This is a genomic window from Sporosarcina sp. JAI121, assembly GCF_013408665.1.
GTDB lineage: Bacteria > Bacillota > Bacilli > Bacillales_A > Planococcaceae > Sporosarcina.
Window position 1 is genome coordinate 44,593 of sequence record NZ_JACCCL010000001.1, and the last position, 23,101, is coordinate 67,693.

The 23,101-nt window shown below is 42.9% G+C and carries 29 protein-coding genes; 21 read left to right on the plus strand and 8 right to left on the minus strand.

Annotation, left to right across the window (positions count from 1 at the left end; genetic code table 11):
• Positions 1-13: 13 nt before the first annotated feature.
• Positions 14-157 carry a hypothetical protein gene (locus HDC33_RS00240; protein ID WP_179390540.1) on the minus strand — a complete coding sequence of 48 codons (144 nt, stop codon included), beginning with the start codon at positions 155-157 and terminating at the stop codon, positions 14-16.
• Positions 158-324: 167 nt separating this feature from the next.
• Between HDC33_RS00240 and HDC33_RS00245 the strand changes: the two genes are divergently transcribed.
• From HDC33_RS00245 to HDC33_RS00275, 7 genes are all read left to right on the plus strand, one after another.
• Entirely contained in the window at positions 325-1,905 is a 1,581-nt protein-coding gene (locus HDC33_RS00245) for an ABC transporter substrate-binding protein (protein WP_179390541.1), read from the plus strand.
• Positions 1,895-2,863, plus strand: coding sequence for an ABC transporter permease (locus tag HDC33_RS00250; RefSeq protein WP_179390542.1), 969 nt, complete (start codon positions 1,895-1,897; stop codon positions 2,861-2,863). The genes HDC33_RS00245 and HDC33_RS00250 overlap by 11 nt, the downstream gene beginning before the upstream one ends.
• A complete protein-coding gene (locus HDC33_RS00255; RefSeq protein WP_179390543.1) occupies positions 2,864-3,676 on the plus strand; it encodes an ABC transporter permease in 813 nt (270 codons plus the stop codon). It begins immediately after the preceding gene.
• The gene (locus HDC33_RS00260) at positions 3,669-4,418 is read left to right on the plus strand and encodes an ATP-binding cassette domain-containing protein (protein WP_179390544.1); all 750 of its coding nucleotides are present in this window, start codon (positions 3,669-3,671) and stop codon (positions 4,416-4,418) included. The genes HDC33_RS00255 and HDC33_RS00260 overlap by 8 nt, the downstream gene beginning before the upstream one ends.
• A gap of 18 nt (positions 4,419-4,436) precedes the next feature.
• A complete protein-coding gene (locus tag HDC33_RS00265; RefSeq protein ID WP_179390545.1) occupies positions 4,437-5,168 on the plus strand; it encodes an ABC transporter ATP-binding protein in 732 nt (243 codons plus the stop codon).
• A 237-nt stretch (positions 5,169-5,405) separates the two neighbouring features.
• Positions 5,406-5,741 (plus strand): L,D-transpeptidase, encoded by a 336-nt coding sequence (locus HDC33_RS00270; protein ID WP_179392556.1) that lies wholly within the window; start codon positions 5,406-5,408, stop codon positions 5,739-5,741.
• 116 nt (positions 5,742-5,857) lie between these two features.
• Positions 5,858-6,376: a P-loop NTPase family protein gene (locus tag HDC33_RS00275; protein ID WP_179390546.1), complete on the plus strand. Its 519-nt coding sequence runs from the start codon at positions 5,858-5,860 to the stop codon at positions 6,374-6,376.
• A gap of 46 nt (positions 6,377-6,422) precedes the next feature.
• On the opposite strand, the gene HDC33_RS00280 is transcribed toward HDC33_RS00275, so the two are convergent.
• Positions 6,423-7,856, minus strand: a complete 1,434-nt coding sequence (locus HDC33_RS00280; RefSeq protein ID WP_179390547.1) for an MFS transporter — start codon at positions 7,854-7,856, stop codon at positions 6,423-6,425.
• A gap of 169 nt (positions 7,857-8,025) precedes the next feature.
• A complete protein-coding gene (locus tag HDC33_RS00285) occupies positions 8,026-8,358 on the minus strand; it encodes a winged helix-turn-helix transcriptional regulator (RefSeq protein ID WP_179390548.1) in 333 nt (110 codons plus the stop codon).
• Between the two features lie 96 nt (positions 8,359-8,454).
• Between HDC33_RS00285 and HDC33_RS00290 the strand changes: the two genes are divergently transcribed.
• Entirely contained in the window at positions 8,455-9,300 is an 846-nt protein-coding gene (locus HDC33_RS00290) for a VOC family protein (RefSeq protein ID WP_179390549.1), read from the plus strand.
• A 108-nt stretch (positions 9,301-9,408) separates the two neighbouring features.
• Positions 9,409-10,488, plus strand: coding sequence for an AI-2E family transporter (locus tag HDC33_RS00295; protein ID WP_179390550.1), 1,080 nt, complete (start codon positions 9,409-9,411; stop codon positions 10,486-10,488).
• A gap of 47 nt (positions 10,489-10,535) precedes the next feature.
• On the opposite strand, the gene HDC33_RS00300 is transcribed toward HDC33_RS00295, so the two are convergent.
• Entirely contained in the window at positions 10,536-10,865 is a 330-nt protein-coding gene (locus HDC33_RS00300) for a CHY zinc finger protein (RefSeq protein ID WP_179390551.1), read from the minus strand.
• Positions 10,866-10,948: 83 nt separating this feature from the next.
• Between HDC33_RS00300 and HDC33_RS00305 the strand changes: the two genes are divergently transcribed.
• The gene (locus HDC33_RS00305) at positions 10,949-11,227 is read left to right on the plus strand and encodes a hypothetical protein (RefSeq protein WP_179390552.1); all 279 of its coding nucleotides are present in this window, start codon (positions 10,949-10,951) and stop codon (positions 11,225-11,227) included.
• Positions 11,228-11,237: 10 nt separating this feature from the next.
• Here HDC33_RS00305 and HDC33_RS00310 read toward each other — a convergent pair whose 3' ends face one another.
• On the minus strand, positions 11,238-11,948 hold the full coding sequence (locus HDC33_RS00310; RefSeq protein ID WP_179390553.1) for a hypothetical protein: 711 nt from the start codon (positions 11,946-11,948) through the stop codon (positions 11,238-11,240).
• A gap of 124 nt (positions 11,949-12,072) precedes the next feature.
• Between HDC33_RS00310 and HDC33_RS00315 the strand changes: the two genes are divergently transcribed.
• The 5 genes from HDC33_RS00315 (at position 12,073) to HDC33_RS00335 (ending at position 16,690) form a co-directional block, all read left to right on the plus strand.
• Entirely contained in the window at positions 12,073-13,332 is a 1,260-nt protein-coding gene (locus tag HDC33_RS00315; protein WP_179392557.1) for an acetyl-CoA hydrolase/transferase family protein, read from the plus strand.
• Positions 13,333-13,455: 123 nt separating this feature from the next.
• Entirely contained in the window at positions 13,456-13,809 is a 354-nt protein-coding gene (locus HDC33_RS00320) for a rhodanese-like domain-containing protein (protein ID WP_179390554.1), read from the plus strand.
• 238 nt (positions 13,810-14,047) lie between these two features.
• Positions 14,048-14,776 (plus strand): ABC transporter permease, encoded by a 729-nt coding sequence (locus HDC33_RS00325; RefSeq protein ID WP_370457444.1) that lies wholly within the window; start codon positions 14,048-14,050, stop codon positions 14,774-14,776.
• A gap of 4 nt (positions 14,777-14,780) precedes the next feature.
• Positions 14,781-15,569: an ABC transporter ATP-binding protein gene (locus HDC33_RS00330; RefSeq protein WP_179390556.1), complete on the plus strand. Its 789-nt coding sequence runs from the start codon at positions 14,781-14,783 to the stop codon at positions 15,567-15,569.
• A gap of 14 nt (positions 15,570-15,583) precedes the next feature.
• Entirely contained in the window at positions 15,584-16,690 is a 1,107-nt protein-coding gene (locus HDC33_RS00335; RefSeq protein WP_255457256.1) for an ABC transporter substrate-binding protein, read from the plus strand.
• 34 nt (positions 16,691-16,724) lie between these two features.
• Here the strand turns inward: HDC33_RS00335 and HDC33_RS00340 are convergent, their stop codons facing one another.
• Complete coding sequence (locus HDC33_RS00340) at positions 16,725-17,687, minus strand: DMT family transporter (protein WP_179390557.1); 963 nt, start codon at positions 17,685-17,687, stop codon at positions 16,725-16,727.
• A gap of 51 nt (positions 17,688-17,738) precedes the next feature.
• Positions 17,739-18,968, minus strand: coding sequence for a peptidase T (gene pepT / locus HDC33_RS00345; RefSeq protein ID WP_179390558.1), 1,230 nt, complete (start codon positions 18,966-18,968; stop codon positions 17,739-17,741).
• A 78-nt stretch (positions 18,969-19,046) separates the two neighbouring features.
• Between pepT and HDC33_RS00350 the strand changes: the two genes are divergently transcribed.
• Positions 19,047-19,562, plus strand: a complete 516-nt coding sequence (locus HDC33_RS00350; RefSeq protein WP_179390559.1) for a YeiH family protein — start codon at positions 19,047-19,049, stop codon at positions 19,560-19,562.
• 60 nt (positions 19,563-19,622) lie between these two features.
• Here HDC33_RS00350 and HDC33_RS00355 read toward each other — a convergent pair whose 3' ends face one another.
• Positions 19,623-19,844: a DUF2187 family protein gene (locus HDC33_RS00355; RefSeq protein ID WP_179390560.1), complete on the minus strand. Its 222-nt coding sequence runs from the start codon at positions 19,842-19,844 to the stop codon at positions 19,623-19,625.
• Positions 19,845-20,144: 300 nt separating this feature from the next.
• Here HDC33_RS00355 and HDC33_RS00360 point away from each other — a divergent pair, with 300 nt between their 5' ends.
• From HDC33_RS00360 to HDC33_RS00380, 5 genes are all read left to right on the plus strand, one after another.
• Entirely contained in the window at positions 20,145-20,408 is a 264-nt protein-coding gene (locus tag HDC33_RS00360) for a metal-sensitive transcriptional regulator (protein ID WP_179390561.1), read from the plus strand.
• A gap of 65 nt (positions 20,409-20,473) precedes the next feature.
• Positions 20,474-20,953 carry a DsrE/DsrF/DrsH-like family protein gene (locus HDC33_RS00365; RefSeq protein ID WP_179390562.1) on the plus strand — a complete coding sequence of 160 codons (480 nt, stop codon included), beginning with the start codon at positions 20,474-20,476 and terminating at the stop codon, positions 20,951-20,953.
• Between the two features lie 30 nt (positions 20,954-20,983).
• Positions 20,984-21,280 carry a rhodanese-like domain-containing protein gene (locus HDC33_RS00370; RefSeq protein ID WP_179390563.1) on the plus strand — a complete coding sequence of 99 codons (297 nt, stop codon included), beginning with the start codon at positions 20,984-20,986 and terminating at the stop codon, positions 21,278-21,280.
• A 58-nt stretch (positions 21,281-21,338) separates the two neighbouring features.
• Entirely contained in the window at positions 21,339-21,908 is a 570-nt protein-coding gene (locus HDC33_RS00375) for a sulfurtransferase TusA family protein (RefSeq protein WP_179390564.1), read from the plus strand.
• A gap of 30 nt (positions 21,909-21,938) precedes the next feature.
• Complete coding sequence (locus HDC33_RS00380) at positions 21,939-23,066, plus strand: MBL fold metallo-hydrolase (RefSeq protein ID WP_179390565.1); 1,128 nt, start codon at positions 21,939-21,941, stop codon at positions 23,064-23,066.
• Positions 23,067-23,101: the final 35 nt, after the last annotated feature.

The window sequence follows — 23,101 nt, forward strand, 5'->3', positions numbered from 1 at the left end:
ATTCTTCGACATGTCACGAATTGCTATGCGATTCGTTTTTCGGGGAGAATGTACCTGTGAACGATTCAACCTGTTTCATCAATTTGTTCCTGGCATTTTTATTTCTCATTAAATATGCTGCGCCAAGTCCAAGTGCTGCCATGGCCATTTTGTTCATAACGTAATCATCCTCCTTATTTTTTGGTTCATGATAATGTGCCCGATTTTCGGGATAATAACCGAGAAATCTGCAAGAAGATTGCTTAGGACTACATCGTGTTAGACATTGAACGTTCGTCTCCTTATAATTAGTTATATGGAATTACATTTTTTAGGGAGGCTCTTATGTTTAGAAGGAAAGCGAATTTATTTATTATATTAATTGCCATTTTACTCATCATTTCGGGATGCGGGAGCAAAGGGAAAGAAGATTCAAAAGCAAAAACAAAAGAAAATCGACTCGTTTATGCATCTGAAGCTGAATTTGAAGGACTGAATCCTCTACTCGAAGAGACGAATCTTGATGCACTATTATTCCGTGGCCTGATGCGATTCAATGAGAAAAACGAACCTGTCACAGATATTGCGGATTCGTATAGCCTTTCCGATGATAAGCTGACGTATTCGTTCAAATTGAAAGAAGATATTACGTTTCACGATGGTGAGCCACTAACTGCCGATGACGTGATTTTCACAATTGAAAGCATTTTGGACGACAATAATGCTTCTTTTTTGAAGTCTGATTTCACTGAAATTGATTCAGTGACAAAGATTACCGATTATGAATTTGAACTGAAGCTTAAACATCCATTCACACCAATGCTCGATAAATTGACGGTGCCAATCTTGCCAAAACATGCATTTGATGGCGTTGATATGAGGACAGCTGAGTTCAACAGTCATCCAATCGGAGCAGGTCCATACATGTTTGATAAGTGGAGTCGGGGTAATAGTCTCACTCTAAAAGCGTATAACGATTTTCATGGGACAAAACCTTCTATTGAAAAAGTGATATTTAAATTCATCCCGGATAGCAATGTCCGTGCACTGCAACTTAAATCCGGAGAAGTCGATATAGCACTTCTCGATCCTGTACAGGTTGAAGAGCTGGAAAAAGAAAAAAACATCAAGATTTACGATATTGAATCCGCAGATTACCGTGGAATTCTTTTCAATATGAAAAAAGATTTATGGAAAGATGTCAACGTAAGACGTGCATTTAGCTATGCGACGGACCGCGCGCAAATTGTCAAAGGCATTTTGAAAGGATACGGAACGGAAGCGTACTCACCGCTTCAAAAACATGCTTTCAATAATGAAAATGTGGAGAAGTATGCATACGACATTGAAAAGGCGCAAGCACTCCTTGACGATGCAGGGTGGAAAAAAGGCCAGGACGGTTACCGCTATAAAAATGATGAAAAATTGGCGTTTACGATTACGGCACCTGTATCGGATACAGTCCGCGTGAACATGGCAAACTATGTCGCTGAAGGATTCAAGAAAATTGGTGCAGATGTGAAGGTGGATGCGCTTGATTGGAGTGCCATTACGATTGAAGATACAGAAGCGTTCATGGTCGGATGGGGCAGTCCGTACGATGCGGATCATCACACGCATATCTTGTTCCACACGGATCAGTCAAGTTTGACGAGCTCGGGTTATAACTTTGGAAGCTATTCAAATATAAAAGTGGATGAGTTGCTTGAAAAAGGTCGTCTAGCGACGGATCCTGAAGAACGGAAAGCGATTTACATGGAGTTCCAGGAAGAACTCGCGAAGGACCCGGCATTCGATTTTATCGCATACGAAAATGCGGTTTATGGTATTACTAAAAACGTAAGCGGTGTAAAAGAAAGAATTCTTGGCCACCATGGGTCTGGTTTCCTCTGGAATGTTGAGGAGTGGACGTGGAATGACCGTTAAATGGATTGGGAAGCGAATGGTGATGGGGATGATTGTCCTCCTCATCGTAAGCTTCCTCTCTTTTTTCATAATGCATGCGGCTCCCGGTGATCCGGCGGCGGCTTTTTACGGCGGCAATGCTCAAACATTGAACGCGGCTGAAAAGGAACGAATCAGCCGCGTTTTTTCACTTGACCGCCCTGTCATTGCGCAATATGGTACATGGCTCGCGGAAACGGTAAAAGGGAACTTTGGGGTTTCATATAAGGAAGGTCGGCCCGTATCGACCATACTTTTTGAACGGTTGCCGAATACATTGCTTTTGTTTGGAGTCACAATGTTTTTCATTATTGTCGGGTCCATCTGGCTTGGAACCGCGGCAGGTATGAAAGCAGGATCTGTGTGGGATAAAGGATTATCGACGGTTAGCATTGTGACATCCTCAATTCCTGCATTTTGGCTAGGAATTTTATTCATTTCGTTTTTTGCGGTGAATCTCGGTATCCTTCCGTCATCCGGATCGGGGGATATTGGTGACGAGGGCGGATTTTGGGATAAATTGCGTTACCTTATCATGCCAGCAACGGTCATCATTTTAACCCACGTCGGTATTTACGCGCGTTTTCTACAAGAAAGCATTAAGGTGGAAAGCCGCAACTACTATGTGACGGTAGCACGTGCGAATGGAATAGCGGAACGGGTTATCCGGAAAGGGATTTTGCGCAACGCCTCCATTCCCTATTTGAATTATATCGGCATGACAATTCCTTCGTTTTTTGGGGGATCGATTATCGTGGAATCGCTTTTTTCATGGGCTGGACTTGGTCAATTAACAGTAAAGTCAGTTATTACAAAAGATTTTCCGCTGTTGATGGGTGGTATTTTACTGACGGGTTTGATTGTTGTCGTGAGCCTTTTCGTTATTGACCTCATTATGTATGTAGTGAATCCCAGGTTGCGGAAAGGGGATGTGCGTTAAATGAGACCACAAAAAGCGCTGACTTTCTGGTGTGCTGTCCTTGGGATTATCGTAATCTTAACGGCATGCGCAAGTTTCCTTTCATCGTATGGTCCGAACGACATGAATCTCGATGAAGTGTACGTCTCTCCTGGAGAAGACCACCTACTAGGAACGGATCACCTTGGCCGTGATGTCTTTTCACGTCTATTGGAGGGTGGTAAAGTGACGCTAACTGTTGCAAGTGTTTCTGTACTGTTGTCGCTTGTTATTGGCATACTATACGGCGGCATTAGCGGTTATGTCGGTGGAGCGGTCGATACCGTCATGATGCGGTTTTTGGAAGCGCTTATTACGATTCCATCGCTCATTATCATTTTGGCGTTTCAAGCGTTCATGCAAGGCGGTATGTGGAGTATGGCACTCATTATCGGAATCACGGGCTGGCTAGTTACCGCCCGTATCGTCCGTTCTGAGTTTATTCGATTGAAGGATGCGGAATTTGTGAAAATGGCAACAATGTTCGGAACGCCAATATGGAAAATCCTTTTTGGTCATATGCTTCGAAATAGTGTGCCCGCAATTTTCATTGTTACACTGTTCAATTTCGCAGGAGCGATATTCATCGAAGTGTCACTTAGTTTTCTAGGTATCGGTGTACCACCAGCAATCCCATCGTGGGGAAATATGCTCTACTACGCACAAAATGATATTCTGATCGGTGCCTGGTGGATTGGACTATTTCCCGGGGTTATGATTTTTGTGACAATCTTGGCTATTAACTTCATCGGGGAGGCGTTGAAAAATCCAGAGCGGAGGAGATTAGATGCTTAAGGTCGATCATTTGTCGATTGAAATCGGCGGGAAACAGATTGTCGATAAAAGCTCGTTTTTTGTTCCACGTGGAAAGATTACGTCGATTATTGGCGAAAGTGGAAGCGGTAAGAGTATGACAGTTTCCGCACTGCTCGGGATTTTACCGCCAGGAGCGAAAGCGACGGGGAAAGCTGTATTTAATGGAAAAAACTTAATTGCCGTTTCGGATAAAGAAATGGGAGAGATACGGAAAGCACATTTATTTACGATTTTCCAAGATGCAGCGAACAGCTTTAACTCTTCTGTGAAAATGCGGCACCAGTTGTACGAGTTCTCTGGAAGACGAACTGGAGACTCAAGTCAACAATTTCAGATGAAGATGAAAGCCATTTTGGATGAACTTGGCCTTTCAGCGGAAATTGTAGAACAGTATCCATTCGAACTATCTGGCGGCATGTTGCAACGATGCATGATTGCGTGTGCGTTGTATGTGGAACCAGATCTTTTGATTGCCGATGAACCGACATCTGCACTCGATATGGTGTTGCAACAGGAATTCATTGGACTGTTGAAGCGGCTGAATGAAAAGCAGGGAACGACAATTCTTCTCATTACCCACGATCTAGATATCGTCGCAGAAGCGGCACATGAAATGATTGTCATGCGCCAAGGGGAAGTGGTGGAGACGGGCAATGTGATGACAGTGTTTGAGAGACCTGAGCACCCGTATACGAGGCGATTACTTGAGAGTCGGTTTTAAGGTAAGGGAGGAGAAACGTTGTTAACGGTTGAAAATGTATCGAAAAGCTATAGTAGTGGCGGAAACGTGAAGCAGGTTTTACGTGGAATTGAGTTGTTAGTCGGTGAAGGTGAAATCGTCGGACTCGTCGGGGAAAGTGGAAGCGGAAAAAGTACGCTTTCACGTGTCATTATGCAACTTGAACCGCCGGACGAAGGTGCGATTTCATTCAACGGATTTCCTGTCGATAGGCGCTCTAGAAAAGCGTTTTACAAGGAGTGCCAACTTATCTTCCAAAACGCTTCGGCTGCGCTCAATCCATCATGGACCGTTCGTGAGATATTAATGGAACCGCTTCGAACTATGAAGGGGGATCGGAACGCATATATCCGTCATATGCTCGGGAAAGTGAAATTGGCGGAAGTGCACTTGAAAAAGCGCCCAACTGAACTTAGCGGCGGCGAAAGGCAACGTGTCAACTTGCTTAGATCGATTCTTGTCGAACCAAAGCTAGTCGTGTGCGACGAAATCATTTCCAACCTGGATCGATTGATACAGAGAGAAATTATCGATTTACTTATTGCGCTGAACCAGGAAACCGGTATGGCAGTCCTCTTCATTGCCCATGATCTGCAAGCTGTCACGTATATGTGTGACCGGGTTTATGTCATGAAAGACGGAGAGATTGTAGACGAAAGTACGAAAGTAGAAGGTGGATTTGAGTTCTCGCATCCATATTCGAAAAAGCTTTTTGGAGCTCTGCTTGGGTGACAGTCACCAAAACAAACGTGAAAGTTTAAACAAACGTGACTGTTTGAATTAACATGACTGTTTTGGTGCCTGTCACCTTTACGAGTATGTAGAGCATGTAAAGTTGCATTGATATCGCATATTAAAAGGTTCCAATACCCGAAACCTAACAATAGGGGACTAAATAATTCTAAGCCCTCTTAACTATGGCACGCCCTCATATAATAAATTAACTATATTTTGTATGGAGGCGATCTTATCAGTTTTTGGATCGATATTTCCACACGGAAACACCGATTAAACCTTTACGATGGGCATAACTTAATTAAAACGTATCCGATTGCGGTTGGGAAAATGGTTACCTCGACGCCGATGGGGACATTTAGAATTATTAATAAACAGAGCAATCCCGGTGGACCTTTCGGGATATTGTGGATGGGGTTATCCAAACGCCATTATGGAATACACGGAACAAATAACCCATCGTCTATTGGGAAAAGTGTGTCACATGGATGTATCCGCATGTTTAACAAAGACGTTCTAGAATTATCCTCTATGGTCCCCGTTGGAACAACGGTTTATATTCATAAATAATATTTGGGTGACAGTCACCAAAATAAACGTGATAGTTTAAACAAACAAGATTGTTTGAATTAACATGAATAATTTGGTGACAGTCACCTTTACAAATAGAGGGAATGGGGGATAGGATGAATCGAATTATGGTTATTGGGGTATCAGCGGGTGTAGGTAAGTCTACATTTGCACGCCGATTAGGTGAATTAACTGGAATTGAAGTTACTCATTTAGATCGCCTGTATTGGAAACCGGGTTGGATTGAAACTTCGATTGATGAATTTTGTGATGCTCAGCAACAAGCTGTCAGAAGTGACGAGTGGATTATTGAAGGGAACTATGCAAAAACCTTTGCTATCCGTGAACCGCACGCGAATACCGTCATTTATTTGGAGCTTCCACTTCTGATTTGTTTGTATCGCGTATTGAAGCGCAGGCTGCAATACCGCGGCAAGACGCGAAGCGATATGGGGGAAGGGTGCAAGGAGAAGATGGATAGAGCGTTTTTGAAATACATCGTGACGACATACGGACCGCGGAAAAGGGTAATGTCAAAGCGGATGCTGCGTTATAGGGAGGAGGGGAAGACGGTTCATTATTTGAAAACACCAGGGCAAATTGAAGAATACTTAAAAACTTACATAAAGAAATAAGCCGATTGCATGGATGCGCAATCGGCTTATTTTAAAAACTGCCGTTTTAATTAGTAGGATTCGCATAACTAGTTTTATGGACTTTCTGTTTGGAAACGTCTTGTTTAGACGAATAGGATGATTTGGGAATGAAGAATATAATCGCGATCAATGCCAATAAAGCAAAAATGACGTTGGTGATGATTCCGACAGAAGCCGCCTTTTCAATATTGCCCGATAGCGTTATTGTGCTATATACCGTGGCAGAGATGGCAACACCGAAAGAACTGCCAAGTGAGCTCGCCATTTTGTAAATACCTGACGATGAACCGACTTTGTCTTCCGGCACACTCGAGACAGCCGTGTCAGTGGATGGCGTTGCATACATCCCGAGTCCGACACCGAACAGGATGAATCCGATAAAGACGGCGATGACATAGGCCGTATCCGGTAAAAACGTCAACGCCATTAATCCGATGCCGATTGCCGCTAAGATAGAACCTGCCATCATCGGCAACTTTGCTCCGGTTCTCTGCAATATTTTTTCACCGACACGGATCATAATGAGGACTGATACTAAATAGCCGATGGATAACATCCCTGATTGAAAAGCCGTGAATCCTCGACCTACTTGCACATATGTATTCGCTACAACGAGCGTTCCAGCTACCGCATTCAATAAAAAATTGGAGATGGTAGCACCTGTATACGGTTTATTTTTAAATAAATTAAAATCTATCAGTGCATGCAATTTGCCCAATTCTATTTTAATAAAGAACAACATGCCCATTAGCGTAGCGGCAATTAAACCTAATGTTAGAAGACTTGTCCAACCAAAATCGGAACCTCTTGTGATGACAACGTTTAATGCAATCATCGTTAGCACGAATACGACTAATCCAGTAAAGTCGAAACGTGAAGAAACTTGTTGTTCCACTCTACTCTCAGGTGTATCTTTAATCAAAATCATTGCAAGGATAGCGAAAACGATTGAAAAGATAAAAATCCATCTCCAGCCCATAGAAGTCGCAATAGCCCCTCCTGCAAATGAACAAACACCAGAGCCTCCCCAAGAACCGATGGACCAATAGCTTAGCGCGCGTTGTCTTTCGGCACCTTCATAATATGTTCTCATCAAAGCAATCGTAGCAGGCATAATACAAGCAGCAGATAGACCTTGGATGATCCGTCCGATAATCAATAAGGTAGCCCCATTCGCTATGACAAGACAAAGGGATCCGATAACGCTTAATACAAGCCCGAAATAGGTCAATTTTTTCCGACCATATTTATCGGCCAATCCACCCGCGGCAACAACGAAAATCCCTGAAAACAATGCGGTTAAACTAATTGCAACATTAAGTACGCCTAATGAAATTCCTAAATCGTTTTGAATTGCAGGAACAACATTGACCATGGATTGCGCAAAAAGCCAAAACGTGATAACACCGAATACAATTCCTGTAATCATCTTATTCGTTCCTTTATAGCTTGTGGCCATGACCTTCCCCCTCATAATAGAAAGCAGCTCTCATGATAGTTATCATTAATTGTTTATATATTTCATTACTTTAGCATAATGAAGCAGAGGGGTGAAGGTGTAAATCATTATTATTTAATTTTGATTTAATGAGATTAGTGTGAATTAAAAGATAAAGTAGTCAGCTCTATTATATGTTATCTTGCACTTCCGTTTGCTCAATCCATGTTTTCGACCAGTTTTCAATTTCTTTCATGATCGGTGTAAGAGACATCCCTTTTTTTGTTAATGTATATTCGATTCGCACAGGCGTTTCAGGGTAAACATTACGAATGACAAAGTTTTGCTGTTCAAGATCTTTTAATCGTTCGGATAATGTTTTCCCGCTGATGCCGAGTTTGTCGGTCATTGTACAAAAACGCTGCGGTCCTGCCATTAATTGATACAAAATAAGAGCAGTCCAGCGTTGGCTTAAAATAGAAACAGCTTTTTCGAAACGCGGACAAAGTTCAAATTCATTCATAAAATATCAGCTCCTTTATTGACAATTCCTATTCTAACATATAAAGTTAGTTACATAAAGTAAGTTACTTACCGAATTGATATAGGAGGAATACAAATGAAATTTCATAAAGCACCGTATACGTATACAGGGGAAGTACACCTCAACGTCTTGGATCTAGACAGATCCGTCCGTTTTTACAAAGAAGTGATCGGCTTTAAAATACTTGAGCAAGAATCGAATAGAGTAGTGCTGACAGCAGACGGGAAGATGCCGCTATTAATTATCGAACAACCGGAAAATGTGACGCAGAAAGAACCACGTCGATCTGGACTGTATCACTATGCGCTTTTATTGCCAGAGAGAGCCGATTTAGGAGCTATCATTAAACATTTCGTCCAACATAATATACGAATCGGAGCTTCTGATCACAAAGTGAGTGAAGCGCTCTATTTGTCAGATCCTGACGGTAATGGCATCGAAATTTACACAGATCGTGACCCCAATGTCTGGATCTGGGAAAATGGAAAAGTTGCAATGAGTACGGATCCGCTCGACGGGGAAGATATTATTGCAGAAAGTGCAGGAAAGACATGGGATGGACTCCCTACTGGAACGGTGATGGGGCATATTCATTTGCATGTGGCAAACTTGCCTGAAACGGAAGTATTCTATAATGCACTTGGATTTGAAGTCGTGACCAACTATCCACAAGCTTTATTCATGTCGAACGGGAAATACCATCATCATATTGGCTTGAATACGTGGAATGGCGAAGGTGTAACACGCCCTAAAGCGGGAAGTGTCGGACTTCAATCATATACGCTTATTTATCCGAATGAGTCCTCAATCAAAGAAGCAGTTGTAAAAGTGGAATCGCTGGGGGCGAGGGTAGGATCGGCTGGCGGTGGATATAAGACAGAGGATCCTTCCGGAAACGGAATAGTGCTTCGTGTAGAGTGATATAATTTTTTTGGAAAACTTGAAACTTCCTTCGACGTTATACGTATAACAACGTATACTTAATACAGCGATATATTAAAAGGCTGGACTGAAAAGGAAGTGTGATATATGACAAAGAAATTATGGTTTCAAGTGGGTGTCGGGATACTGCTTGCTATGCTCATAATTAAATACTTTATGGAGATCAAAGGGATTTTAGCGCCGCTAGTTATCATTGCAAAAGCTATCTTTCTGCCGCTTCTACTTGGCGGAGTTCTATATTATATTACAGAGCCAATCCAACGATTTCTGGAAAAACGGAAAGTGCCGCGGTGGGGTAGCATTCTCTCTATCTTTGCAATTCTAATCGCAGTAGTTTGGATATTTGTGGCGATTATTGGTCCTCCAGTAACAAAGCAAATAAATAACTTGGTTGATAATGCACCTGTAATTACCAAAGAAATCACTGTAATGAAGGACATAATACTTCAACAAAAAAATGATTTACCGCCAAAGCTTGAAGAATCCATTGACAGTGCAGCTAACTCAATTCAATCCATTGCAGTCAATTTCGGAAAATGGGTTGTCCAATTTTTACAATCCTTCTTACAGGCGATGTTCTTGCTTATACTTGTTCCATTTTTCTTCATTTTTATGCTGAAAGATCACGAGAAATTTGCGCCTTTCATTTACAATTTCTTTTCGGAAAAACGGCGGGAATGGATAAAAAAAACGTTACATGATATCGATACTGTACTCCGTTCTTATATCCAAGGGCAGTTGTTAATCAGCTTTTTATTAGCGATATTGCTGTTCATAGGTTACTTGAGTATCGGTCTGGAATATGCTTTATTACTGGCGATTTTCGGTCTCTTCATGAATCTTATTCCATTCATCGGTCCCTGGATTTCGGCTGTACCTCCAATTATCATCGGTTTCATACAGGATCCAAAAACTGGCATTCTGGCTGCAATCGTCATGGTTGTTGCTCAGCAGATCGAAAGCAATCTCATTACACCGAATATCATGGGTAAAACACTGGATATTCATCCGCTAACAGTCATTACCGTCATATTGGCGGCCGGTAATATCGGAGGTTTCCTTGGAATCATCGTTGCCGTTCCGACGTATGCAGTCGGTAAAGCGATTGTCAAAAATATTTACGCCAGACGTAAAGAAATTAAAGAGGCGGCAACGTCTACAGTATAGCCTGTTAATTCAAAGAAGCACATCCCATTGTGGAATGTGCTTCTTTTTCATATCTCGAAATACAGATGCCGATGTAAGCTACACCCTGGATTAAATGCTGCGGAGCATTCGGGACATGCCGATTTACAGTCCAAATAATCGTTAATAGTCAGCTCATGACCGCAAGCACCACAAAGAATTGCTGTTTCATCAAACTTTTCTGTAGGCCAGACATCAGGTCTGCCGCAACCATCTTCTTCATGGCATTTATAACATGGATAGTAGGTATCACAACAATAGAATTTAATGGCAATCCGATCAACTTCAGAATGATAATGTGCACAGCGCGTTTCGTCATCGAGGATTTTCCCGTGAACCGTATGGCCTTTGGCTAACATGTTTATTTCCCGCCTTTCATCTTCAAGAAGTGTATTGAATCACCTTTGAAATGGATAAGCTGATATAAAAAAGGAATGATTTCATGTGGAATGAGTTCCCTATTATCCATACGAATGTCTGGGATGCTTTTTGGGCAATTCCCGTTATACTTCTAGGCGTGTTATTGTTAAAACTATTTTTCAAACTCCCTGAAAGTTGGTTTTCTACCGCGGCGACACTGATTGGGCTTGTTTTGTCGATATTCATCAGTCATCAAGGCAACTTGTCTGCAGGCATTTTCATGGGATTTTTCTATGGTGGCGCAGCCGGTGGAACGATTTATTCATTAAAAGTTTGGTCCAAGAGTTATCGGAAGGAATGAAATAAGGTTTTCATTTCAATGGGCAAAATCCGCACTGCATAAGGCCCGGGACGTCTTTAGAAAAGCAACAGGTTGTTCGTACTTCCGTATTCAAGAGTGCGGAAGGTTCGCATCCCCGTAAGTAAGTTGCGAATAATGAACGAGGTGCGATACCTTCCCAAAGTGCATCGTCTTTCAACATCTCGAGGTCTGCGCGTGCTCCCACGGAAGTAGCTGGGTTTTCCAGTAGTACGTGGTATTGCCACAGAAGAAATCCGAAAATATTCTCCCATAACGTCAACGGCGAAACAGATGTGATAGTACGAATCCGCCTGATGACGGCATCGCACTGGTCTTTTAGGATTCGTCTGATGACTATCCGACGCTCATCCTCTTCTACATATCGCCAGTCTTCCGGAGATGCGAAAATACTGACTGAAAGCTTCCCGTATTCTACCTTTGCGCCAAAATGAAGATGATTTTTAGCCCCATCCCACATTTCATCGTACGCCGCCAAGTTATAAAATTGCATCGCGGTGAACATCCCGAAACGACGCATGAAGTAAGATGATGCTACAGTTCGGTTAGGGCTACCGCTCACTGCTTGGACGACATTTAATATATCTTCCGTTTTGTTTGCATCATGCAGCGTTTCCAAGGTGAACAGGTTTTGCCCGGGCTGTTCGATGTAAATACTGTACATATTCAGTTGTCTAATTTGGTCCGGAGTTAAATTTGTCATATCTCCATTATATCGTTCCAAGTGGCAAGTCATCAAGTTGAGCGAGCGCTCAGTCTACTGTATACTTGATGAATAGGTGAATGGATGAATACTTATAGGGGTGGAAATCAAAGTGGAAAAACGAATGAATGCAGAAAAGTTCATAGATTTGATTGGGAAAAAGGCGGATATCATCGTTCCGATAGCTAATGGGGAACCTCACCGGCTGCTAGATTTATTGGAAGCGAATCATACAGAATTACATGACGTTAAAATCCATCAAATGCTAACTCTTCGGGAGCGGGATTATATAAACGGTAAAATGAAAGGTCATCTTTCACACGTTTCGTACTTTTTAAGCGGCGCAACAAGAAAAGCTTATCAAGAAGGCAAAATTGAATTAGTTCCGAATGTTTTCCATGAGGTTCCGCGCATGTTGAAGGAAGTTACCAACATGTCGATGATCATGACAGTTGCGTCGCCAATGGATGAACATGGTTATTTCTCCTTGGGCACACAGGCGGACTATATTTCTGAATTCATCGGTCATGTGCCGTTTGTCTTGGAAGTGAATAGGCATATGCCGCGGACTTATGGTGAAAACCAGATTCATATTAGCCAAATTGCGGGTTATGTTGAAAATGATATGCCTTTATCCGAAGAAAGGACACCTGTCATCGGAGTGAAGGATCTTAAGATTGCTGAATTCGTAACGAATATGATAGAAAACGGTGATTCACTTCAAATAGGAATCGGTGCTATTCCAAATGCGGTTATGAGTATGTTGAAAAACCACCGTCATCTTGGTATCCACACTGAAATGTTGACAGACGGTATCGTCGATCTTGTAAAAGCAGGAGCGGTCGATGGAACGCGTAAGTTCACGCATAAAGGAAAAATTGTAGCAACATTTGCATTTGGATCACAGCGTCTGTACGATTTTCTCCATGAAAATCCAGCGGTGGAATTTTTACCGGTAAGCAGGGTGAACGATCCACGTGAAATTGCGAAAGAGGAAAAAATTGTTTCCATTAATGCGACGACGGAAGTGGACCTTTATGGACAATGTGCTTCTGAAACTGTTGGCGGCCGTTATTATTCATCGACAGGCGGACAAGCCGATTTTGCTCGTGGCGCACGTTTTGCAAAACATGGTAAAGGGTTCATTTGCATGCATTCGACAGTGAAAAATGACACCATTTCGCGCATTAAGCTACAATTGACCCCAGGTTCTGTCGTAACAACGTCGAAAAATGACGTTGACAACATCGTCACTGAATATGGAATTGCCAGTCTGCACGGAAAGTCATTATCTGCACGTGCAAAAGCACTCATCGACATAGCCCATCCGGCATTCCGGGAAGAGTTATTGTTTGATGCCAAAAAAACTGGCATATTATATTAATATCGAAACAGCGTTTTTTACGAAGAGCGCTGTTTTTTTGATGCTTAAAGCAAATCCATTGTCATGATATACCCCGCATGGTATATTTTCAATTAAGATTAAATGAAGATTAGGGGGGATTGTATGAAATGGATTTTTATTTTATTAATCGTCGGATTTTTCAGCTGGCGAATGTTTCCTGCAAAGGGGTTACGTTCCATTTCTACGGAAGAGTTGTTTGGAATGTTGGAAAATAAATCGATACAATTCATCGACGTTCGGACACCCGGTGAATATAAAGGGCGCCATATCAAGGAATTTAAGAACATCCCATTGAACACATTAAAATCACGGATGATAAGTTTGGATAAATCGAAAGAGACCGTGGTTATTTGTCAAAGCGGCATGCGCAGTTCGCAAGCAGCTAGGATATTAAAAAAGGCCAGCTTCACGGACGTATCGAATGTAACGGGTGGTATGGGGATGTGGCGCGGGTAATTAAATTCGGACATCATCCATGGAGCATTTTAGCTCTGTGGATTTTTTTGTTGTAAAACAGTGGAAGTAGCCCGTTTTTTTTCGCGTGCGCCCAACACACTTTTTTAGGCTGATACATACTATTTAAATGAAGAGGTGGTGGACGTTGAAAAGTGATGATAAGGCTGTACGATACGATCCATTTGAAATCGAACAGCGTGAGTGGAAACAAAGACAAACGAAAGAACGGCTAAAACAGATGTTAACGATTGCTTCGCCTATTTTCCTACTTCTGTTGTGGGAATTCTTGTCGAGGACTGGAATGATCGATATTCGCTTCTTTCCGCCTCCCTCTGCGATTGTGAGCACATTTTTCGGGATGATTTCAAGTGGTGAAATGGCAGGTCATATCGGTGTTTCATTGTACAGGATTTTCGCCGGATTTTTATTAGGCGTCATACCGGGCATCGTCATCGGTCTGTTGATGGGGCTATATTCGCCAATTCGCCATTTCGTATCGCCGATAGTGATGGCTCTTATGCCGATTCCTACACTTGCCTTGCTTCCAATCATTATTATTCTTTTTGGAATTGGAGATTTATCAAAAGTCATTACGATTGCAGGGAGTGTCTTTTTTCCTGTAGTTATCAATACGGCTGCCGGGGTCATTAATATCGACTCTATCTACTTAGATGTAGCAAAAAATTATGGTGCCGGAAAAATGGACTTCTTCATGAAAATCGCTTTGCCGGGCGCGATGCCGGTTATGTTGGAAGGGATTCAGATGGGGCAGGCGATTGCACTTCTGACGATTGTGGCAGCGGAAATGATGGGGGCTACGTCAGGAATCGGCTATCTGATTTGGGTTTCGTACAAAGCGTTCTTACTTCAAGAAATGTATGTCGGGCTCATCCTCATTTCATTTTTCGGTTATCTGTTCTCGCTGTTGCTCCGAGGAATCCAGAAAAAGATGTTACCGTGGAGGTGAGCAGATGGGCAGGAAAGCTAAAATTATCATTCGTAATTTGACGAAAGCATTTTATAAAAAACAAGGCAGCGTCACGGCACTGGACGACATTAATCTTACAATCGACGATGGAGAATTTGTCTGCATCGTTGGACCAAGCGGATGCGGAAAGTCGACGTTGCTGCGTATATTGGCGGGGCTCGAGAACCCAAGTATCGGAGAATTTACGATTGCGACCGATGGGGAGGATCGGCCGCTGCAGTCGATGGTGTTCCAGGAAAGGGGCGTCATTCCTTGGCTCACTGTCGAAAAGAATGTGGAGTTTGGTCTCAAAATGCGTCATTTGCCGAAAGAGCTCATAAAAGAGCGTACAGCGTATTATTTAAAAAAGACCGGTCTGGAAAAGTTTTCATCCCTTTATCCGAAAGAACTTTCGGGGGGGATGAAACAACGGGTGAGTATAGCACGGGCATTTGCTAATGATCCTGAAATATTATTGATGGATGAACCGTTTGCGGCTCTCGATGAACAAAACAAATTCATCTTGCAAGAAGAGCTGTTATCGATCTGGTCGGAAACAGGGAAGACGATTCTATTCATCACCCATAGTATCGATGAAGCGTTATTGCTGAGTGATCGTATTCTCCTTATGAGTTCGCAGCCTGGTAGGATCATTCGGGAAATCATTGTTGATATGCCGCGCCCTCGAAAAATCGAAGACATTCGTGAAAATCCGGTCATGGCCGGACAGTTTGTAGAAATATGGAAACACTTGCAGGAAGAAGTACAGCAGTCAAGACGAGAAGATGGATGAAAGGGAGAGGTTCGATGGCAAAGTGGATGAAGAGTGGATGGTTGCTATCGTTAGTTGCGTTAGCCCTCCTGATTGGTGCTTGTTCACCGAAAGAGACGGCAGGACCGATAACAGATGATAAAACGCCTGAAAAAGTTTCCGTAGATAATCCTTCCGGTGATCTGGCGCCGCTCGAAAAAAGAGCAAAAGTTGTCATTGCGGAGGACGGTGCAGCTTCTGGTGCAGGTTTTTACATTGCAAAAGAGCGAGGGTATTTTGAAGACTATAACATTGAGGTGGAGTTTGCCCAGTTCGCAAACAGCGATGATATGCTGCCGGCATTAGCGGCCGGGGAAGTGGATATTGCTGGAGGTGTTTCGACTGCATCGTTCTTTAACGCGATATCTCAGGGAATTGACGTAAAGATTATTGCAGATAAAGGACATAACGTGCCGGGGAAATCATATTTTACCCTTGTCATCGGTAACCATATGGTCGACGTAATTAAAGAGTATAAAGACCTTAAAGGGAAGAGAATTGGTGTATCTTCACACAACTCGATTGATGAATATATTTACGATGAACTGATCAAACATGCCGGTTTGACAAAGGACGACGTGGAGTTTGTCCTAATGAGCGACTTTGGAAGTATGCTCGGTGCAATCAGCAATGGAACAATCGATGCGGCGGTTAATATTGAACCGCTTATTGCACAGGGAATTGATAAAGGGTTCCACGTCCGATTTGGCGATGCGACCGATTATGCACCAGAATCCCAAATTGCCTTGGTTCTTGGATCACCGAATTTCATGGGGGAAGAAAAAGATATTTCGCTGCGATTCATGTCGGCTTATTTGAAAGGTGTACGCGATTACAACGATGCATTTATTAAAGGCGAAGGAAAAGATAAAATTATTGACATTATGACGAAGCATACAGCGTTGAAAGATCCGGCCCTATGGGAAAAAGTAAATGTCACCGGCCTAGATCCCGATGGAAAGATGTTCATCGACGATATTAAAAAGCAATACGATGCCTATAAAGCAAATGGTGCTATCCGCGGTGAAATCGATTTTGATAAAGCGATAGATACGTCGATAACGGAAAAAGCTGTTGAGACAATAGGGGAATACGATCGTTAATAGCACTGGCAACCCGTAAAAAATTGCCCACTCCTTAATCGGTAGTGGGCAATTTTCTCTTGGCGTATGCTGTTTGAAAACTATGTAACGCCATACCAGCAATAATAACCGCAATCCCGACGAGAGAAAGGGCGCCTGGAAGTGCAATGCCAAGAATCATCATTTCACCCAGCATAACAAAAATTAGTTGTGTGGATTGTGTCGCTTCCACAGCGGCGAGTTTTCCTTGGTCTCCCCGCACGCGGTCGGTTGCCATGAAAAATAATGTTGTTGCAATAACGCCGGAACTGACACCGACGATGAATGACTGACCAAGCTGGCTCATGGAAGGGGGACCAACTGTCAATAACGCATAGATGACAAAACCGATCCAAACAGGAATCGTCATGAGCGTCATACCAAGTACACGTTGAAACGTATCGAGCCTACCGCCAAGAAGCTCCATCATTTTCCGGTTGCCGAGCGGGTAGGCGAATGCCGCAAATCCGACGGGAATGATGCCAAGCATCAGCGTCCTCACTTCAACGCTTTGCGCATGCGGAATTTGGATAAGTACGACACCGGCAAAAATGATAAGTGTAATACCGAGAGATACAAGTGGAATCTTTTGTCGGATTTTCTGTTCACCATCATTCGTTTTTACAATAAGGGTGAAAAACGGGGCGAGCAGGACACCTGCTACAATCGTCAATTGCCAAGTACCGGCGAGAAGCCAACCCGGACTATAAGCGGCTGCATATGTAAGTGGTGCGTAGAACAAAACAAAGGCGGTAACGCTCCAAATGAAAAACAGGGCAGGTTTCGCAATTACTTCCTTCTTCACCTCGCCGAGCCCTTTACGATATGCGACGATGGCGATCAAAAACGGTAACATGAACAAATAGCGCAGGGAAGCGCTCCACAGCCAGCTTCCGCCAGATAGTTCCATCGATCTGTTCAAAATGAATGTTACCGCGAAGAAAACGGAGGAGAGTACTCCTATCCCAATTTCCTTCACAAGCTACCCCCCTCGTATAAATTCCAAGAAGTATGGATTATTTGTACCCGTTTAGTATGCGCGCTCTTCAAACAGTTTGACTGCCTCGATGATGACATTTGTCGCTTTTTCCATATTGTCGACAGAGATGTATTCGTATTTACCGTGGTAGTTTTCTCCGCCCGTGAAAATGTTGGGTGTCGGCATTCCCTTGTACGACAATTGGGACCCGTCCGTGCCGCCGCGTACGGGTACGATATTCGGCTCGATGTTGAGACTCTTAAATGCGTCAGAAATGATATCGACAATTTCCATCACCGGTTCAATCTTTTCACCCATATTGAAGTATTGATCTTCAATCTCGAGAGTAACTGCGTTTTCACCATACTCTTTCTTCAGCTTACCGGCAGTTTCAATCATCAGTTGTTTTCTCGCTTCGAATGTTTCGCGGTCGAAATAACGGATGATGTAGCCGAGCGTTGACTCTTCGGTGGATCCGTTGAACTGCATGAGATGGACAAAACCTTCATAGCCATCTGTTTTCTCTGGAATTTCATCCGCTGGCATTGCAGATTGGAATTGATTGGCTAGGAGAACTGAATTGACCATTTTATTTTTAGCAGAACCAGGATGAACGCTTACGCCACAGAAGGTAACTTTAGCACTCGCTGCGTTGAAGCTTTCGTATTGCAGCTCCCCAAGTGGACCACCATCCATCGTATAGGCGTATTTAGCACCAAACTTTTCAACATCGAATTTATGCGGTCCACGACCGATTTCTTCATCTGGTGTGAAAGCGATTCGTAGTTTTCCATGTTTCAGGTCAGGGTTTGCAATCAAAAATTCCATCGCCGTGACGATTTCAGCAATCCCTGCTTTATCGTCAGCGCCGAGAAGTGTTGTACCGTCTGTTGTAATAAGGGTATGGCCAATATAATTTTTTAGCTCTGGAAAAGCGTTAACAGTCATTACGGTGCTGTCGTTCAGTTGAACATCTTTGCCGTCGTAGTTATCGATGCGCTGTGGGTTGACGTTTTTCCCGGTGTAATCGGTCGCCGTATCAACGTGTGCAAGAAACCCGATGACAGGTACGTCACGGTCCGTATTGGCAGGAAGTGTAGCAAACAAATATCCGTTTTCATCGAGAGTGATTTCTTCCATCCCGATATCCGCAAGTTCTTTTTGTAATTCATGCAGAAGGTCCCATTGGCCCGGTGTTGAAGGTGTTAACGAACTCCCGGCATCCGATTGTGTATCAATTTTTGCATAGCGTACAAGGCGCTCAATTAGTTTCTCTTTCATTTCAATGTATTCCTCCCATAAATGAAGTACTGATTCATCTATCTTATCAGACTGTTCCGTTTTACGGAATAATTTACCGTGTCTGTACGGGAAAAGATAGGACGCGTCAATAGCGCAAGGAAGAAAAATCCTTCCGATTGTGTAAATTCACGCTTTTTCTTCCGGAATGAGATTGCGCATGTTGTTGCTGCGGGAGATGTCGGCGGGCCGGAAGCTCTTGATTTTGCACTTGTCGTGAAATTGACCCGTGTCATATTACTTGTAGTTGTCGCCGGAGCGATCGGAATATGGAAGACGCGGAAGGATAACCGGTCAGGAGAAAGGTTCAACATAAAGACACTTCCGATTCCGTGGTTCATCTTCGGGTTCCTCGCGGTGAGTGCACTTTATTCCATCGGGGTTGTACCGGCAGCGGTCGCGTCACTTTCCGTCACGCTAGCTTATCTGTTGATAGCGATGGCAATGGCGGGCATGGGTTTGAATGTGAAGTTCGAGGCATTCCGCAATGCAGGCGTGAGGCCGTTCATTGCAGGACTTGCAGGGACGGTTGTTCTCATAGTAGCAGATTACACGTTTGTACGTTTCATATTCTAACAGGGATGAGCATAGAAAAAAGGCATCGCTTCAGCAGCGGATGCCTTTTTCGTCTATTTTTTAAATGATTGAGTAATTCTTATGTGAAACAACAGTAAGATTTGAAGCGGCACCAATAAGTTCGGCGTCCTTCGATGTAATTTCAACGATGACGGAGTTCTCAAGTATTTTAAAGATAGTGCCATTGACTTCGTGATCATTGCGGACAAACGAAATCTGTTCGTCGATTCTGCGCGCTGCGACAAAATCCGATACTTCTTTTTCCCTGCGTGGAAAAGCCATTCGAATTCCCCCTATTGTCCATTCTCATCTTATCATCTAATTAAAAAGTGCTTTTGGGAAACCCGGAGCAACGAGTAGATGAAGATGGAAAACAACTAACCATAAACGATTAAACACATGTTGTCTAGTATTAGTATACCATAATATCACGAAATTTGCAGGAAAGTAGATTTTATTGGCGGTATTAATAGCTTTTCCTGTGTTATAAAAAATTTTTTCTGTAATAAAAACGAAGGGGTTGATATTATACCTGAGGGGGTATAATATACAGCTATAGCATAAATCAAAGGAAGTGCGAACATGGAATACGATGACAAAATGAAAAACAGGTTGAAACGGATTGAGGGTCAAATTAAAGGCATTTTAAAAATGATGGATGACAATAAGGATTGTAAAGAGGTAATTACACAATTGTCGGCCTCCCGTTCAGCAATAGATAGGACGATTGGTGTTATCGTCAGCTCCAATCTGATTGAATGTATTCAACAATTGGATGAAAGTAACTCAAGAACACAAGAGGATATCGTAAAAGAAGCAGTAGACCTACTCGTAAAGAGTCGCTGAAACAGTGGACTCTTTTCTTTTTACTATATATTATACCCCCCAGGGTAAAAGAGAGGAAGATTTGAATGTCTGAAACGAAGAGAACTACCATTGTATTATTCAGTGGAGATTACGATAAAGCAATGGCTGCATACATCATTGCAAATGGTGCTGCTGCTTATGATCACCAAGTAACGATTTTTCATACATTTTGGGGATTGAATGCACTTCGAAAAGATGAACTGGTCTCAGTAAAGAAAGGTTTGCTGGAGAAAGTATTTGGAAAAATGATGCCGCGCGGTGCGAATAAGATGGGTATTTCTAAAATGAACTATGCTGGAATGGGTCCTAAAATGATTAAGCATGTCATGAAAAAGCATAATGCGATGACGCTACCGCAATTGATCGAACTGGCGGAAGAACAGGATATTAAACTTGTCGCTTGCACAATGACGATGGATCTTCTAGGACTTCAGCAGGATGAACTGCTGGATGGTATCGAGTATGCCGGAGTTGCTGCTTATCTCGGGGATGCTCAGGATGGCAACGTAAACTTATTTATTTAATTAAATTCGAATGAAATCGGAGGGACTTAGATGATAGAAATAACACCAATAGAAGTTCAAGAAAGGTTGAATACGAATAAAACGATTCACCTGATTGACGTGCGTGAAGTGGATGAAGTGAAAGAGGGGAAAATCCCTGGAGCCATCCATATTCCGCTCGGATTACTGGAGTTCCGTATGCATGAGCTAGATAAAAGTATTGAGTATACAATGGTTTGCCGCTCCGGGGGACGTAGCGGAAGAGCTGTACAGTTGCTTGAGGGACACGGCTTCAAAGTAGTGAACATGATTGGCGGTATGAATGACTGGGAAGGTCCGCTAGAATAATATTATTTTTTTATCTCGTAATATACCCATACGAGTATATGTAGGAGGAGAAGATAACATGATAAAAACTGATTTCATCCTTGATGCAAAAGGAATGGCATGTCCAATGCCAATCGTCAAAACGAGAAAAATCATGAAAGGATTGGAACCGGGAAATGTATTGGAAGTACAGGCAACAGATAGAGGGTCCACGGCTGATATAAAAGCATGGGCCGAGAGTTCCGGCCATTACTACTTGGGCACGACTGAAGATGCGGAAGTTCTTACGCATTATTTACGAAAATCAAGCGAAGAAGAAAGAGTTGAAAAGAAACATCCGCATGTTGTATCTAATGAACAATTGCAAGCATTTTTAGACGGTACGCCTGATGCGCTCGTACTGGATGTCCGTGAATTTGCGGAATATGCATTCGGTCACATTCCAGGAGCTAAGTCAATGCCACTCGGTGAACTTGAAGAGGCGTTCGGGGATCTTGATAAAGAAACGGAAATGTACATCATATGCCGTACAGGGAACCGCAGTGATACGGCTTCCCGTAAACTTACTGAAGCCGGCTTTTCAAAAGTGAAGAATGTTGTGCCTGGTATGAGCGAATGGAACGGACCTATGGAAAAGGTCGTGCAATAAATGACTGAAATTACTAGAGGGGGTATACAAATGATAGTTCAACCTATGACAGTTAGTACGATAACAAAAAAAGTAGTGAATAAAGAACCGTTTTTTATATTGGACGTTCGCAATGAAGATGCCTTTGCAGATTGGAAAATTGAAGGAGAAAACATTCAGTATCTTAATATCCCCTATTTCGATTTACTCGATGGGGTTGAGGAAATCCTGGGTCGGCTTCCTGTGGATCAGGATATTGTCGTTGTTTGCGCGAAAGAGGGATCCTCTATTATGGTTGCAGAAATGATTGCGGAAGAGGGTCGCGCGGTTCATTATTTACAGGGCGGTATGAAAGCGTGGAGTGAACATTTGGAGCCGGTTAAAATCGGTGACTTGAGGAACGGCGGAGAGCTGTATCAGTTCGTACGGATCGGTAAAGGTTGTTTGTCGTACATGATTATTTCGGATGGGGAAGCGGTAATTCTCGACGCGACACGAATGACAGACGTATTCCTCGATTTTGCAGATAAATTAAATGTCAAAATAACACATAGTATTGATACGCATCTTCATGCAGATCATATTTCCGGAGGTCGTAAAATTGCAGAGGCTACGGGTGGAACGTACTGGTTGCCGCCGAAAGACGCCGGTGAAGTGACGTTTGCCTATGAAGCATTGGAAGAAGGGCGCGACATTCGGGTCGGTAATACCAAGATTGAAATCCAACCTTTGTATTCACCTGGACATACGATCGGTTCTACGTCATTCATAGTGGATGATACGTATTTACTTTCTGGTGACATCTTGTTTATCGAGTCAATCGGACGCCCCGATCTTGCCGGCTTAGCTGAGGATTGGGTTGGAGATTTGCGGGAGTCATTGTACAAACGCTATAAAGAATTGTCGGAAGAACTGATTGTTCTGCCCGCGCACTTCATGATTGTTGACGAATTGAATGTGGATGGTAGTGTATCTGAAAAATTGGGTACATTATTCGCTGAAAACCGCGGTTTGAACATCGAAGACGAAACGGAATTCAGGGAAATGGTGACTGGGAATTTACCACCACAACCGAATGCTTACCAACAAATCCGTGAAACAAATATGGGGAAAGTAACGCCTGATGAAGAATCCCAACGTGAAATGGAAATCGGACCAAATCGTTGTGCGGTCAGATAACTATATAAATTGAGCGTATGCGCCTCACAAGGGGA

What these genes read in the sequence shown, in the direction of transcription:
- HDC33_RS00240 (WP_179390540.1), bottom strand. Translation starts at nt 157, where the DNA reads ATGAACAAAATGGCCATGGCAGCACTTGGACTTGGCGCAGCATATTTA.
- HDC33_RS00245 (WP_179390541.1), top strand. Translation starts at nt 325, where the DNA reads ATGTTTAGAAGGAAAGCGAATTTATTTATTATATTAATTGCCATTTTA.
- HDC33_RS00250 (WP_179390542.1), top strand. Translation starts at nt 1,895, where the DNA reads ATGACCGTTAAATGGATTGGGAAGCGAATGGTGATGGGGATGATTGTC.
- HDC33_RS00255 (WP_179390543.1), top strand. Translation starts at nt 2,864, where the DNA reads ATGAGACCACAAAAAGCGCTGACTTTCTGGTGTGCTGTCCTTGGGATT.
- HDC33_RS00260 (WP_179390544.1), top strand. Translation starts at nt 3,669, where the DNA reads ATGCTTAAGGTCGATCATTTGTCGATTGAAATCGGCGGGAAACAGATT.
- HDC33_RS00275 (WP_179390546.1), top strand. Translation starts at nt 5,858, where the DNA reads ATGAATCGAATTATGGTTATTGGGGTATCAGCGGGTGTAGGTAAGTCT.
- HDC33_RS00280 (WP_179390547.1), bottom strand. Translation starts at nt 7,856, where the DNA reads ATGGCCACAAGCTATAAAGGAACGAATAAGATGATTACAGGAATTGTA.
- HDC33_RS00285 (WP_179390548.1), bottom strand. Translation starts at nt 8,358, where the DNA reads ATGAATGAATTTGAACTTTGTCCGCGTTTCGAAAAAGCTGTTTCTATT.
- HDC33_RS00290 (WP_179390549.1), top strand. Translation starts at nt 8,455, where the DNA reads ATGAAATTTCATAAAGCACCGTATACGTATACAGGGGAAGTACACCTC.
- HDC33_RS00295 (WP_179390550.1), top strand. Translation starts at nt 9,409, where the DNA reads ATGACAAAGAAATTATGGTTTCAAGTGGGTGTCGGGATACTGCTTGCT.
- HDC33_RS00300 (WP_179390551.1), bottom strand. Translation starts at nt 10,865, where the DNA reads ATGTTAGCCAAAGGCCATACGGTTCACGGGAAAATCCTCGATGACGAA.
- HDC33_RS00305 (WP_179390552.1), top strand. Translation starts at nt 10,949, where the DNA reads ATGTGGAATGAGTTCCCTATTATCCATACGAATGTCTGGGATGCTTTT.
- HDC33_RS00310 (WP_179390553.1), bottom strand. Translation starts at nt 11,948, where the DNA reads ATGACAAATTTAACTCCGGACCAAATTAGACAACTGAATATGTACAGT.
- HDC33_RS00315 (WP_179392557.1), top strand. Translation starts at nt 12,073, where the DNA reads ATGAATGCAGAAAAGTTCATAGATTTGATTGGGAAAAAGGCGGATATC.
- HDC33_RS00320 (WP_179390554.1), top strand. Translation starts at nt 13,456, where the DNA reads ATGAAATGGATTTTTATTTTATTAATCGTCGGATTTTTCAGCTGGCGA.
- HDC33_RS00325 (WP_370457444.1), top strand. Translation starts at nt 14,048, where the DNA reads ATGTTAACGATTGCTTCGCCTATTTTCCTACTTCTGTTGTGGGAATTC.
- HDC33_RS00330 (WP_179390556.1), top strand. Translation starts at nt 14,781, where the DNA reads ATGGGCAGGAAAGCTAAAATTATCATTCGTAATTTGACGAAAGCATTT.
- HDC33_RS00335 (WP_255457256.1), top strand. Translation starts at nt 15,584, where the DNA reads ATGGCAAAGTGGATGAAGAGTGGATGGTTGCTATCGTTAGTTGCGTTA.
- pepT (WP_179390558.1), bottom strand. Translation starts at nt 18,968, where the DNA reads ATGAAAGAGAAACTAATTGAGCGCCTTGTACGCTATGCAAAAATTGAT.
- HDC33_RS00355 (WP_179390560.1), bottom strand. Translation starts at nt 19,844, where the DNA reads ATGGCTTTTCCACGCAGGGAAAAAGAAGTATCGGATTTTGTCGCAGCG.
- HDC33_RS00360 (WP_179390561.1), top strand. Translation starts at nt 20,145, where the DNA reads ATGGAATACGATGACAAAATGAAAAACAGGTTGAAACGGATTGAGGGT.
- HDC33_RS00365 (WP_179390562.1), top strand. Translation starts at nt 20,474, where the DNA reads ATGTCTGAAACGAAGAGAACTACCATTGTATTATTCAGTGGAGATTAC.
- HDC33_RS00370 (WP_179390563.1), top strand. Translation starts at nt 20,984, where the DNA reads ATGATAGAAATAACACCAATAGAAGTTCAAGAAAGGTTGAATACGAAT.
- HDC33_RS00375 (WP_179390564.1), top strand. Translation starts at nt 21,339, where the DNA reads ATGATAAAAACTGATTTCATCCTTGATGCAAAAGGAATGGCATGTCCA.
- HDC33_RS00380 (WP_179390565.1), top strand. Translation starts at nt 21,939, where the DNA reads ATGATAGTTCAACCTATGACAGTTAGTACGATAACAAAAAAAGTAGTG.